Consider the following 13287-nt stretch of genomic DNA (forward strand, 5'->3'; position numbering starts at 1 on the left):
ACACCTCCTATCCTATCCCCAGTGCTTTCAATTGTTTTAATTCTGCACTCTTTAGTTTCTTATTCATTTTTTCAGTATCCATATAAACATTGGTATCTTTTTCTGAAATTCGCTTTAAATACATATTCATTTCCAACAAAATTTGAATTGTTTCCAATTCTTGCATTGCTTTTTCTTCATATCTTTTTCCTTGCTTGGCAGGTCTAACTTCTTCACCTTTATGGAGTAGGGCAAGTCCTGTTTCCGGTACATAATTAGTTCCTTCTTCGTAAGCTGGTACGTTAGGTATTTGAAGTACACCTATTGGATTAGCTCCCCACATTCCACTAAATGGCTTTGCACCAAGAATTGAGAAATCTCTAATCCAGTTTAAAATTCCATTTACTGCATTGAAGGGAATGCCAACTACTTTATTAATACCTTTAATTAAAGCATTTACTACAGCAGTGAATGCTCCGACGATACCATCCTTAATACCATCAAAGACTTTTCCTCCCGTATTGAATAAGCCCATGACAAAATTCCACATGTTACTCCATACTTTTTTGATTGTTCCAGTTATGGAATCAAATATTTTTACAACACCATTCCAAGCCATTTTCCAATCACCCGAGAACACACCACGAATAAACGTAATTAATCCTGTAAATACTCCTACGATACCTTCAACATATGCGCCGATATTCTTAAATGCGAAACCTACAAACTGACCAATTGCTGCCATTACTCCGGAAAACACTGACATAACTACTTTTAGAATATTAGTAAGTATTGGACCGAACGTTACAACAAACCAATCTACATACGGTTTTAGCACATTGTCCCAAATATCAATAAGAGCTACTGTAATGGATCTAATAAATTCTACCCATCCGTCCCATAAAGGCTTGACTCCATCAGTCCAAATGAGAACTAATGCATCTTTAAAGATTTGAAGTATAGGAGCAATTACTGTGTTGTATATTATCGACAATGTGTCCTTGATACCGTTCCAAGCACCGATTACACTTTCTCTAAATCCTTCGTTAGTTAACCACAACTGAGTAAGTGCTGCCGCAACTGCTGCAACAACAAGCACGATTGCCCCAATCACAAGTGAGGTTGTACCAACTGCGGTCGCTAATAGATCAAGGGTCCCTTTTACTATGCCCATCTCAGAAGTCCATAGTTTAAATACTCCCAGACCTAGACCGACAGTATCAAATAAAGCTTTAGCTTTCGGTAAAAGAGAAATAACACCAAGAGCTCCTAACCCGGCAAGAACTGCAGCAAGTGTAGATAAGATTGGAACTTTATATTCATCAAAAAAAGCACCTAGTTTCTTCACATGACCTAACAATTCTTGAACTTTTTGATTTACTTTATCAGCTCCTTTAATTTGGTCTCCCCAATCAAAGTCAAGACCTGATAAGTCCACAGGACTTGCACTTGCACCACCTGCAGAACCTCCACCTGATCCTCCAGGAGAATCACTTTCTTGTTTCATTACATGTAAGTCACCATCAAAGTCTGCCAATGAATTCATTTCTTTTTTTAGTTTCTTTGTTGATTTTGTTGCCTTATCAATTCCTTTAGAAGCATTCCCAGCACTAGAGCTTAAGCCACCCATAGATTTAGATGCGCTTTGAACATTACTTCCAACTGTTTGAGTTTGCTTAGCAGTACGTCCAAATAATGCAGAAACCCATCCAACCGCCATTTGAACAACTTTTATAAATGCAATTAAATAAGGAATAGTAGCATTGATTGCATTGGTTATTCCATTAAAAAAGGCAGCTATGTTAGCTTGCCCGATTGTATTTAGTATATCTGCAATTCCTCTTGTAACTGCTGTTTTAACGTTTGCTATTGATGTAGAAATACCACCAGTAGCATTTCTAGCTTGTTCTTCAAAACTTTGAAATCCTGCAACTCCTTCACGGTTTAGTTTAATCATTTCTAACATGAACTCGTTCATTGTTAAAGTACCATTTCTTAAACTTTCACCGAGTGCATCGGCACTTGCATATCCCATCGAGAGAGCTACTTGTTTAAGTTGGGCAGGCATAGCAGACATAGCTGCACGCCATTCCATCATGTCTGGTTTACCCTTAGAGTAAGCTTGGCTTAACTGTTCAACAGCTGAACGCTGCATTTCCATTGGTGCGTTACCTGCTAAGACAGCGTTATTCATTGCTAGGAACATTTCAGTCGATGCTTTAATGTTACCATTCGATGACGTAAATCTTTGAACTGATAAAGCAGCATCATTCAACGTTGTTGGGAGACCTTTAAGTTTCTCACTTAAACGGTCAATAGACATTTGAGATTGCTCTGCTCCAATTCCAAGATTACTCATTGTTCTTGGAAAGTTATTCATAGTATCAACTCGAGCAATTGCTCCGTCCATTCCATTCGTAATAGTCTGAATTAATTTTCCTATTCCTAATGCTAGTATTGCTGTTTTCATAAACTTGAATCCGCCAATAACACCTTTACTGGTTTTGTTAGACGTTCGTTCTAAACTTCCAAGCGTATTATTAGTTCTAGCAATTTCTTTTCTTAAATCATTAGTATTAGCTGTGATCAATATTTGTAATTCTTCAATTGTCATTAAACAATCTCACCTCCCATCAATAATGTATTTCTTCTAGCGATTTTTTCCATGCGCTCATCAGTCATCTTTTCTTCAACTTTTGTTTTCAGTGAAGTAAAAGGTTCTTCTGGATAGTTCTCAGGATCATGAACAGCAATCATTACATATCTTCCTAGCATATGATTTATAAAATCATCATACTCAACTCGTTCTCTAACTTGTGAGTTATAAGCATCATAATGTTTTTGAAATTGTTTTGGATTCAGTGACCAATAATAATCTAAATTCAATCCCATAGAAATTGCATTTACTTCATTTTCTCGCCAATGTGTACCAAATCTAAAATCTTTTAATTGTTCAGCTCGTTCTCCATCACTTCTGCTACTTGCTGAATCTTCGATTTCTTCAACTCTCTCATCTTCTCTACTGAGAGACCTCGAGATAAAAAACCATCTTCAACCAACTGTTCTGTTATATCTAGAACCAAATCATCAAGGTCATTAGATTTTTCTTCAAGATATTCATCAATTTTTTTCATGGCCATACTTCGAGACACTCCAACTTTATCTCCATCGAAATGCGCCAACTCAATAAAGTTAGTAATATTTCCAACTGTATTATTCGACACTGCATTACCAATTGATTCCCCAGAGCGTTTCTCAATCGCATCAACAACTGACGCGGTAAACTTAAATGTAATCTTACTCATAATTTCCTCCTATTAAATTGACTTCTCAAATTTTGGTGCACCTGAAATTCTTAAATTCATAGTAAAACTTGCAACACCTTCAATATCCTTTGCACCATCTTTTAAAGACTTTACAAATGCGTCAAACATCCATGTCGCACCACTTGGGTATTGAACTTTCCAACTTCGAACTTCTCTTGAATTTGCTAGTTCTAATAATTTTTCAAAATTACTTTCATTAAATAAATATCCTTCAATCGATACTTCCCCAGCATCTTTTGAACCTGCGATATATTCTTTGAAATCATCAACACTGTCATGAGTTGTTATATCAATTTCTTCTGACTCTAAACCTATTTCACCAATGTTTGTCAAATGACCGATTTTTAGATCAGTTGTGTCAGCACCTTTTTTTAACATTGTTAATTTTGTGCCAATTGTTCTTTTTTTCTTTTCAGGCATATTTTCTTCCTCTTCACTTTCTATTTGTTCGTTCATTACTTTAGTTTCTTTTGACATATTTAATCCTTCCTTTCGAATGTTAAATCCTGTCTATAATACAGTTCATGCGGTATATCACGATTATTTTTATTGATCCAATCATCTTTGAACAATTTTTCGATAACTTGGACTTCTAGTTCACTCCGTTGTTCAGCTGTTTCAGCAAATATTTCGACTCTCAGAAACTGCTTGTAATATTCAATATCGCTCATAGAATAACCTGCAGTATTATTTAGAGTAAATACTAAGCAAGGGAAATCCTTATCTTTATTAGGATATTCTTGAAATACATTGTTTGTGATTTGAGACAAAAGTTCATATACTTCTTTTCTCATTTTTTCAAGTCCTTCCTTAATTGTTTAGATACAGTTGCTCCAATATCTTTGCCAACATTTACTTTATTTTTTAATGATGCAGGTGTCATGAATTGTTGTGCTTTTTGCCCTCGTGTAGGAACAAAAAGTTCACCATTAATCTCAATTGCTATCATTCCGTACTGTTGATAGTTTGGAAAAAAATCTACAGGTACTAACCACCCTTTATCTTTATACTGAATGGCCATACCTTTTGGAATAACCTTTTCTGACGCTTCGCCAACTGGTCCTGTTCCAAATTCAACATAAACAGCGTGAGGATTTTTCGTATATACTTTACCAGTAATAATATTGTCATCATCCCTTACTTCCGCTTTAATCGAACGCATGAGATCTCCATGCATTGTTGGAGCATGTAATTTCGCATCTCTTTGAGTAGATAAGGTTTTATCCCGTACACCCTTTTTAGTTGCATCATGAGCAATCTTATGCGTCTTAGCTAGCTTCTTTGTCAATTTATCCAAGCCTTTGATTACTGACATAATATCAATAGGTGCGAATCATATTTAAGAGTTTCAACAACTTCCATCTCTACACCATTCCATTCAAAATTCCACTGCTTTGCTACTTCTTCTTGTGGATCACACGTGATTAAGTAACTAGCGTCTAAATCAAGTCCATACTTCTCTTTTAAAATCCTATTAGCGGTAGGTTGGATATTACATTGAATACTTCCTTTAGTCACTCTCTGTGACTTTTTAGGTCTTCCACCTTCGCTAGATGGTATTTCTTTATATGTGTAGAATTCTACGGTCTTATCGTAAAAATATTTAGCCATTAAACTATTCATTTTTGAAGGGATTAACACCGATAACACCAACCTTTCTAAAACGATTTAGGATTGCTGTATGTGATGCAAAGAGTTCAACATCAGTTTGAGAAATCATTGATTGGAATACTTTATTGCTAAATGAAATTGATTGGCCGTTATCCGATATTGAAGATATCGTATCTTCTTTATTCTTCTTAACCATGTCCGATTGTTCTTCAATCATTTCTGCGATTGTTGATGCCAAAATGAAAGGTACATCTTTTCGATTAAGATATACCTTCACTCTGTTTAGAATCATTTCAATTTGCTTGTCTTTAAGACTTAAGTCAGAGTCCAAGACTTCGACATAGTCTTTTATTTCTTGGACTAATTTATCCATATTATTCTCCTGATGTCTTTTCGTTGTTACCTGGTTTAATTAGATCAAGCAATTCTTCTTTTTTAACTTTTGACCCATACTCAATACCTAGTAAACCTGCTAATTGTTTTAACTCTGGAACAGTCATTTCTTCTAAAGGTTTGTCATCATAGTTAGAAGACGCAGCATTGAATGTTCTTGCTTCTGCACCACTCATTAGTTCATCTTCGATTTTAATTTTGAAGACTCCATCCAAGCGTTCTGCAAAGAGTTCTAAAGCATCTACTGCCATAGTTTCATATGAGAAACGATCGTTTGTTGGATAGTGTGTCATTCCAATCATCCCTAGTTCATCAGTTGTAAATGAAAAGGCTTTGTTCAATTCACCTGTAACTACTGCATAAGCAAGTACTAAATTATCAGGTGCAGTGGCATAAATAAACCCTGCGTCAACATTTGTATTTGTAATTACCATTACGTTAGTAAATCCTGAAATGAAAGTCATACCGAATGCTGTTTGTGTAGTTACACTCGCTTTTCCAATATAATTTTCAACGTCAATAGGATTAACAAAAACTAACGTTTGTACTCCATCATCTTCAAATGCAGTTTGTACTGCTCCCCAAGCTGCCGCTAAAGCACCTTGAAGTCCTGGATTGTTTGCTTGTTTTACACCTGTTCCTGATTTTAAGTTATCAAACCAATCACTTCTAATTCTACGTTGAATATTTTTAACTAACTTTGAGTCTTGCTCAGATACCGCTTGATCAAATCCGTTTCGTTGAATTGACTCACCACTTACTAGTTTACGATACTTATGAAACTCTAATTCTTTAGTACCTGCAGGTTCAGTAGTGATTTTTGATAGTGGAATTACTTCGCCTTCACCAACAAGGTCATGCTTTACATCTTCTGTTGACTTATAAAACTTGATGATGCTTCCTACTGCCATTGGTTGAATTCTTGTAACACCAAGTACCTCAATTAATTTTGTTAAGCTGCCATTGAATTGATTTACAAAATCAATTGATTGTGGTTTTGCAAAATCTGTTGAGATTGTTGTGTTCGCTTGAGCACCACTTGATCCTGTGTCCGGTGCATAATTTACTTTTAAAAACTTTGAATAAAATTTGTTCATAATAGTCTCCTTCTTTTATTTAAATAATTCTATATTGTCTGCGATAGCTTTCTGTCTTTCGACAGTGTTCTTAATTGCCAATATTTCTTCTTTAGTCATTCTTGTGTTTTTCGGTTTTGATGGTACACCAGGCTTAGTAATAACTTGTTTAATGCCTTCTTGTACTCGTGCATCTATTAACCCTTTTAATGTGTTAATGTTTGTCTGAGATGTCTCTAAATCATCACCTATAACAAAATCAAGAAATTCTTTTTCTAATCCTTCAGTCACTAACAAATTACCAACATCAACTCTAAGAATTTTTTTATTTAATTCTTGTTCCTTTTTCTCAAACGCTTTTTGCGCTGCTTTTCTTGCTTCTTCTTGACGTTGTTCTTCTGTAAGTGCTGCAACTCTTCGCTCTTCTTCCAAAGCTTCTTGTACTGCTTGACTAATTGACGCTTGTGCTTTGTTATTTGCATTGGCTGTTGCCGTTTGAACGGCTTTCGTTACCGCTCTATCTACATCAGCTTGTGTAAATGTCTGTGGCTTATCAGTTTCATCAGAGTTCGTATTTACATCGCCCTCTTCTGCACCTGAATTTGCTCCTTCAGCAAAAAATTGTAAATCTAGTGGAAATTTAAATAATTCTTTCATCGTGTCCTCCTATCTCCTTACGTGTTCTACCGTAAGTCCTTTATTTACTTGAAAGATAAACCTTTTAATGTCATGTTTAGGACACAAAAAAAGACAGATTTATCTGCCTTAATTAGTAATTACTCTAAACTACTCTAAACTACTCTAAATTACTCTAAATTACTTTTTTATCACTCCCTATTCCTTTACTTTTTATTTGTATTTTGTATAATTAAGTTCAAAGAGGCGAGCCTTGTCCATTAGGACAGGGTTTCGTCTCTTTTCATTTTGCATATAATAAAAGACGGATTGTTATGTCCGTCTTAATCAATTATCGTAATGTCTTTAATTTCGTTTTTGCTGATACTATAGAAATATGCAAGCCCTGTATCTTCGAGTGTTATGCTCTCGATTCCATCTTCATTACTATCTGCATCATCAATGTCAGAAATGAAACCTTTGATTTCGAGTCCTTCGAAAGTCTCTATTTTAACTTCATGTTTTGCATAATCTTCTAAATTAATTTTTATCATAGCTACTTTCCTTTCTTTTTTATCCTTGGTTTAAACGGAACTATATGCGTCCTTTTCTTTGAATGATGAATCTTAATCCATGTTGTGAAATCATCTGCTCTAAAGTCATATCCGATTATTCTTCCAGTATCGGTAATTTCTTGATGTGTTCTTCCCTTTGAATTTCTTATCACTGATCCAGTGCCTGCAAATTCGTCAAATAACAATTGGGCATCGACATCATCTAGCAAATAGCTCTTACCTTTTCCAGCAGACACCTTATTGTGTGGTTTTTGCTTATCTTCATTAATAAGCGAACTAAATTTGCCTTTTTTAATTCGCTCTTTAACAAAATAATTGTCAGATAAGCGCGACCATTCTTTACTATCATTATACATCATACTTTGAAAACTTGAAACTTTTTTAGGCATTCTTCCTTTTCCTAATACGTTTTCAAACTTCTTATACTTTTTCTTATCAGAAGTTAGGTTTTTAACCTTCTTAACTTCGATATCATAAGCTTTCGGGCCCTTATCATGAGATTGCCTCTTCGATTCAATCCAATCATCATAAGATTTTGTTGTCTTTTCACGATTTCTTGTTATTGGATCACGATATACTCTGTAATTCTCTTCGAATTCTAAGTCAGGGATTGTTCCTGCTCTACAATTTGGATGCATTGGCGGATAATTAACTCCGGGTTTCGCATCTTTAACTGCATGACGTGTTCCATCTAGTTCAGAGCAGATACTACTTGTACGATTATCCCGTACCGCTAGATACGTATAATGAGTAACTCCTAAATCTTCATATGATTTCAATTCCGATTGATTCTCGAAATAATTCATTTCTGTTCGAACTAATGTTTCTGCTCTATATTTAGCAACTTCGTATCTTTCTGATAAATCATTAATAATTTCATTCTTTGGCACTCCAGATAATAGTGATGAGTTAATAACTTTATCTATTTCATTTGTTAATCTTCCAGAGTTTTTCCAAACACGTTCAGAATAATTTTTATCGGCAACCCAACGTTTATTTAACATTGAATTTTTAGCACTTTCATTTAACTCTCTTGTTTTCCCTGATAAATCATTAGTCAAGGACTTATATGTTTCGCCGATTGTCTTTTTATATCCTAATGTGGATATCGCCTTTTCATTCTCGGTAATGATTCGACGTTCATTCTCGAGTTGTAGTTTAATACTTTCTTGATTGTTAAGCCTTGAAAGATAGTTACCACGCAACCACTTCATATTCTCATTAGTATTTGCACCATTCTTTATTAAATCATCCTGTAACTCTCTTAAAAGAGCTTCTTTATCGTGTTGAGATAACAATTCTTTCAATTGATCCTTTGGCATCTTGATTGATTTTGAATAATTATCTAAAATATTTTCAATTCTGCTTTCAACACGCTTCAGTGAGTCATCATATACATCACCGATATTAGAGATAGTTTGATTAGATACTCGCTCTGAATACGCTAAGCGTGCATCTTGGCGCTTACGCCAATAATCATAACTCTGCGCTGTCTTCATCTTCGCCTACGCCATGGTCACCGAAGTTAGGGATGCCATACTTCTTACGAGCTTCCTCTTCATCAGCATCCATTGCATCAAGGATATCTTGTGCATCCTTGACATCTGGTAGCCAACTAATTAGTGTTGCTCTATCAACTTTCCCCCAAAGCAATCCAATGATTTGAGCTACTTCTAATTTGTTTTGCGGCAAGTTATGTTTGAAAATAATATCCATTTGGGATGCGTCAACTAATGTATCCATTTTCTTCAACTTGTGTAAAACATTTGCATATATCTCAAAGCGTTCATCCATGCCGATTGACATGAACGTTTTTTTATTATCTATTGTTTGAATAAATGGAATTAACTTTAATTGCAGCGCTACTCCTGAAGAGTTTCCCGCAAACTTTTCATCACTTAAGTTAGGTGTCATTGTTACCGTATAAATATCTTCTACAATTGACTTCTTCAATATTTCAATTGATGCCTCATCCATTGGCTTAATTAAATATTCACCTCGTGCACCATCAGGAAGCATTAGAACTCGATTCGTTTGTAAGGCTTCCATATCCTCATCATCCACTGTTGCGCCATAGAGTGCTAATATTGCAGCAACTAACTGCTCTTTATCATTGACTCGATCTGACTGCAGCATGTTTAATGCATCATTTAGAGAGATTGCCTGCTCAAAGTCACCTTGGTGTTCCTCGTTATTTACATACTCAATCATAGGTATACGTCCGAACAAGTGTGGACCCGAACGCTCTTTATCAAGTGTTAGTACTTTGTCTTCATTTAGTATATAAATATTGATTTCAGTATCATCAACGATTGTCCACTCTTCAACTTTGGTTTCTTCATCGGTGGACCAGAAGACTCCATATTCTTTATTTTCTTCGATAGAATTATCATACTTAATATATGAAGTTCTAGGATCTAACAATACAGATATAACATTTAATTCTTTATTTACTTCTTTAATGTAAATATATTCATATGACTTTCCAAATATTCCTACTTTTTTACCATTTGATAAGTCAAGTCGTTCAATGGTTTGCTTGTTAAATTCATCAAGGATAGGAGTTATATCTAAATCTTCCGCAACTTGATACTGCACTGGTTGGTTAAAAAGTGCTCCTGCATTTATATCAACAATTCGTTTGCAATGATTAACAACAATCTTATGATTGGATAAATCAGGATCCTTCTTTCGTTCCAAAATCTTATGATTACCTCGATAGTATGTTTCTTTTTTATCAAGGTCCGCCAATTCCGTTTTCTTACTCTTACGAATAAAAGCAATTCTTTCTTGGGTTAGTTCCATTTTAATACAACCCCTTTCTAACTTTTACTTTTCTTTCCGTCATATCATTTTCTAGTGCGTATCTTAATGCATCGATACCGTGGTTGTTTTTATCAACAGGTATAGGCAATACATTTCCTTGCTTATCTTCTTTGAACTTGTACGTGCTCAACTCGTTAATAATATTTTGACAACTTGGGTGAACTATTATTTCAAGACCTTGCAAATACTTAATTCCGAATTCTATTGAGCCCGGTCCTTTTTTAGCACCCCTCGTGTTTATTTTTAAACTTTTAAATTGATCAACTGACTTAGGCTCTGAACTATCTGCAGTTAATAAACTTGATTTAACGATTGGTCTTATTAAGTCAGCTGCTTCATCATTTGATAATCCGATTGCCTGTATGTCATCACATATGTACAAACGTTTCTTTTTCAATTGATCAACAGATGCTCGAACATAAGCGAATGGGTCATCACTAAATCCCCAGTCAGCTCCATGTCTATATTGAGCAAACATTTCCTTGTCAAATTCTTCAACTTTCCAATTCTTAAAGATAACCGCACCAAGCACTCCCCAATTACCTAATGTATAGACTTCATAGTAGTAAGGGTCTGTTTCATTCTCCATGCCTTCAATATCATCTTCTGCTAAGAAAAAGTTATCTTTATATGTTGTTTTCAAAATTGAAACATCATTTTTTTCTACATATTGTTTGTCGTCTTGCCATAATCCATTAAAGTATTCAGTATACAACCACGACGTTTTTAAAACTGGGTTATAAGAAAAGGTCATCCGCTTTTTATGCTGCGAACGACCCCTAAGTCTTTTTTCCAATTGTTTAATTGCTGATAAATTGCACTCCGTTGCTTCTTCTACCCATATATCAGTGAGAACTCCTTTGATAGGTGTAATTGATTTAACTTTCTCTGGATCATCAAGACCAGTAAATAGTATTTGAGATTTATTCAAATTACATGTTATTACGAAGTCGCTTTTATTAATGTCAAAATAATCGGCAACTTGAAAGTTATTAATTGCCTTTACAATTTCATTGAATACTGAGCGCTTAATTGTATTAGCAACGTTTCTACATATCAGATAGTTGCGACCTTCTAGAACATCTAAAACAGTTCTTTGTGCCAAACTATATGATTTGCCACTGGATGAACCTCCGAAGTAATGTTGCTTTCTATTTTGGTTTTCCATCATGTGCTCCAGGTAAATAGGATTAAAGCATTTCTCACTTATATTTAACTCAATCATCTTTATCAGGAACTATATTGATTTTTATTGTTCCATCCATTCCTCCTGAAACTTCTACATCCTGTTTATCTCGCCAGTCTGAAGGTTTTCGATTCTTTAACCAGAAGATTGCTGCAGTTGTATCCGGTGGACGTTTCTTGTTAACAGTTACTGTTTCAACATATTCTTCAGTATGTTTTTTATTACCAACATAAAACTCTCTTTTAAGCTTTATTGGTACTTCTTCTTGCCACTCAAAACCTAACGCATTCTCATAAAGAGCGTTCTCGACCTTTCGGTCAGCTGGTTCTTTTCCTAATCGAAGTGCTTCTTCAATCTCTGGCCACTTCTTAATCCAATCATAAAGTGTCTTCGGATTGATGCCGATGTTCTTTGCAATATCTTCGTTAGTTAGACCGTCACGAGCCCAACCCTGGATACGCAAAAGCCCTGACTCTGTGAGCCAAGGCTTTAATTTATATGATACTTTTCTTGTCACTTGTCAGGACCCTCCTTTACTTATTTTGATAATATATATAATAAATCTCGATTTTTAGTGCGACCCAATCCTTCGTCACTAATACTTTGATAGTGTCGTTTTATGCCCTTATGTTCTAACCAGGCATCTACTTCTTCTAATCCCTTTTCAGGCAGGGGATCATCCCAGTTTTTTATGACTATAGTATTATAATCGACTTCAAATTCGTACTTTGATTTGTTTAGTAAATCCTCGAGTTCTGATATTTCTTCTTTTGATAAAATTCTCTTGCTCATTTCTAGTCCCCCTTATATATTAATTTTATCATATCAAAACCCCACCAGAAAATCTAGCGGGGTTAAGAATCGTATAACAAAGGGGAATTAAGACCAAGCATTAGTCCTTGTTGGCTTAAATGCCACATTAACATCTTCTCACATAAAACAGGGTCCCGAGGGTCAAAGTTATTTATCCAGGTCTTTTATTCTTTCAGTTAGAATTATATTTATCAATTCACTCAATTCCTTAGATGCATTTATTTCATTCATATGATATTGTCGAATTTTTTTAAATTTATCGCAATATGAACTATCTTCAGCGGGTATATTAAATATTGCAGTTATTAGTTCAAAATATTGTTTAACTTTATCATCTAACTCAACTTCTTTTGCTTTTTCAAAATTTATAAATAACCTAATCGAATTATAATTGACGACTAACGAGGAATAACTCTCATTTTTCGATCGGTTAATAATATTAGCTTCTTCTGTAATATTATCCAATACATTTCTTAAATCAACAGATGATGAGTGATCCCAATTAAAATTATCTACTCTCTCCATTATTAAAGATTTTTGATTTTGTATTTTCTCTTGATAATCTATAGTACTATAAGTGAAATCGATGAGATTGTTGCTTTCAAAAAGTATATCCATGTATGTAGAAACAAGTTTATCATTTTTATTTCTGGTTACTTCATATTGATAACGTAATCTTTCAATCGAATTTTGGTTTTCTATAGTCTTTTCTATTCTAGATAACTCTGATTTTATTGTTTTAATTGCGACAAAAATTGGTACACACGCAACTATTAATGGAACAATAATATTAACTAACATGTTATAAAAACTAGGATAAACCTCAATTGTTTCTTTAATTATTTGCATTTTTCCTCCCCTTTTTTTTGTTTATATTTACTCCAATC

Annotated in this window: 17 protein-coding genes; all 17 read right to left on the bottom strand. The window is 34.5% G+C overall.

What is annotated here, in order from left to right; all coding sequences use genetic code 11:
• Nucleotides 1-7: 7 nt before the first annotated feature.
• Entirely contained in the window at nt 8-2593 is a 2586-nt protein-coding gene (locus tag GVV10_RS04405) for a tape measure protein (protein ID WP_159519983.1), read from the bottom strand.
• A complete protein-coding gene (locus tag GVV10_RS04410) occupies nt 2593-2871 on the bottom strand; it encodes a hypothetical protein (protein ID WP_159519985.1) in 279 nt (92 codons plus the stop codon). The genes GVV10_RS04405 and GVV10_RS04410 overlap by 1 nt, the downstream gene beginning before the upstream one ends.
• Before the next feature lie 53 nt (nt 2872-2924).
• Nucleotides 2925-3284, bottom strand: a complete 360-nt coding sequence (locus tag GVV10_RS04415; protein WP_159519987.1) for a hypothetical protein — start codon at nt 3282-3284, stop codon at nt 2925-2927.
• Nucleotides 3285-3296: 12 nt separating this feature from the next.
• The gene (locus GVV10_RS04420) at nt 3297-3782 is read right to left on the bottom strand and encodes a phage tail tube protein (protein ID WP_159519989.1); all 486 of its coding nucleotides are present in this window, start codon (nt 3780-3782) and stop codon (nt 3297-3299) included.
• A 2-nt stretch (nt 3783-3784) separates the two neighbouring features.
• Nucleotides 3785-4099 carry a hypothetical protein gene (locus GVV10_RS04425; RefSeq protein WP_159519991.1) on the bottom strand — a complete coding sequence of 105 codons (315 nt, stop codon included), beginning with the start codon at nt 4097-4099 and terminating at the stop codon, nt 3785-3787.
• Nucleotides 4096-4620 (bottom strand): HK97-gp10 family putative phage morphogenesis protein, encoded by a 525-nt coding sequence (locus GVV10_RS04430; RefSeq protein WP_159519993.1) that lies wholly within the window; start codon nt 4618-4620, stop codon nt 4096-4098. The genes GVV10_RS04425 and GVV10_RS04430 overlap by 4 nt, the downstream gene beginning before the upstream one ends.
• Complete coding sequence (locus tag GVV10_RS04435; RefSeq protein ID WP_159519995.1) at nt 4611-4928, bottom strand: hypothetical protein; 318 nt, start codon at nt 4926-4928, stop codon at nt 4611-4613. Before GVV10_RS04435 ends, GVV10_RS04430 begins: the two co-directional genes overlap by 10 nt.
• Nucleotides 4921-5289 carry a hypothetical protein gene (locus GVV10_RS04440; protein WP_159519997.1) on the bottom strand — a complete coding sequence of 123 codons (369 nt, stop codon included), beginning with the start codon at nt 5287-5289 and terminating at the stop codon, nt 4921-4923. Before GVV10_RS04440 ends, GVV10_RS04435 begins: the two co-directional genes overlap by 8 nt.
• Before the next feature lies 1 nt (nt 5290).
• On the bottom strand, nt 5291-6406 hold the full coding sequence (locus GVV10_RS04445; RefSeq protein ID WP_159519999.1) for a Rho termination factor N-terminal domain-containing protein: 1116 nt from the start codon (nt 6404-6406) through the stop codon (nt 5291-5293).
• Between the two features lie 15 nt (nt 6407-6421).
• The gene (locus tag GVV10_RS04450; protein WP_159520001.1) at nt 6422-7042 is read right to left on the bottom strand and encodes a DUF4355 domain-containing protein; all 621 of its coding nucleotides are present in this window, start codon (nt 7040-7042) and stop codon (nt 6422-6424) included.
• 302 nt (nt 7043-7344) lie between these two features.
• Complete coding sequence (locus tag GVV10_RS04455) at nt 7345-7554, bottom strand: hypothetical protein (RefSeq protein ID WP_159520003.1); 210 nt, start codon at nt 7552-7554, stop codon at nt 7345-7347.
• Nucleotides 7555-7556: 2 nt separating this feature from the next.
• Nucleotides 7557-9074 (bottom strand): minor capsid protein, encoded by a 1518-nt coding sequence (locus tag GVV10_RS04460; protein WP_159520005.1) that lies wholly within the window; start codon nt 9072-9074, stop codon nt 7557-7559.
• Nucleotides 9052-10380 carry a phage portal protein gene (locus GVV10_RS04465; protein ID WP_159520007.1) on the bottom strand — a complete coding sequence of 443 codons (1329 nt, stop codon included), beginning with the start codon at nt 10378-10380 and terminating at the stop codon, nt 9052-9054. Before GVV10_RS04465 ends, GVV10_RS04460 begins: the two co-directional genes overlap by 23 nt.
• Before the next feature lies 1 nt (nt 10381).
• Nucleotides 10382-11569, bottom strand: a complete 1188-nt coding sequence (locus GVV10_RS04470) for a PBSX family phage terminase large subunit (RefSeq protein WP_201289986.1) — start codon at nt 11567-11569, stop codon at nt 10382-10384.
• A gap of 49 nt (nt 11570-11618) precedes the next feature.
• Nucleotides 11619-12104, bottom strand: a complete 486-nt coding sequence (locus GVV10_RS04475; protein WP_159520011.1) for a helix-turn-helix domain-containing protein — start codon at nt 12102-12104, stop codon at nt 11619-11621.
• Between the two features lie 20 nt (nt 12105-12124).
• Nucleotides 12125-12379 carry a hypothetical protein gene (locus GVV10_RS04480; RefSeq protein WP_159520013.1) on the bottom strand — a complete coding sequence of 85 codons (255 nt, stop codon included), beginning with the start codon at nt 12377-12379 and terminating at the stop codon, nt 12125-12127.
• A gap of 168 nt (nt 12380-12547) precedes the next feature.
• A complete protein-coding gene (locus GVV10_RS04485) occupies nt 12548-13249 on the bottom strand; it encodes a hypothetical protein (RefSeq protein WP_159520015.1) in 702 nt (233 codons plus the stop codon).
• Between the last annotated feature and the right edge of the window lie 38 nt (nt 13250-13287).

The sequence above is a fragment of the Erysipelothrix urinaevulpis genome, assembly GCF_009828835.1.
Classification (GTDB): Bacteria; Bacillota_I; Bacilli_A; order Erysipelotrichales; family Erysipelotrichaceae; genus Erysipelothrix; species Erysipelothrix urinaevulpis.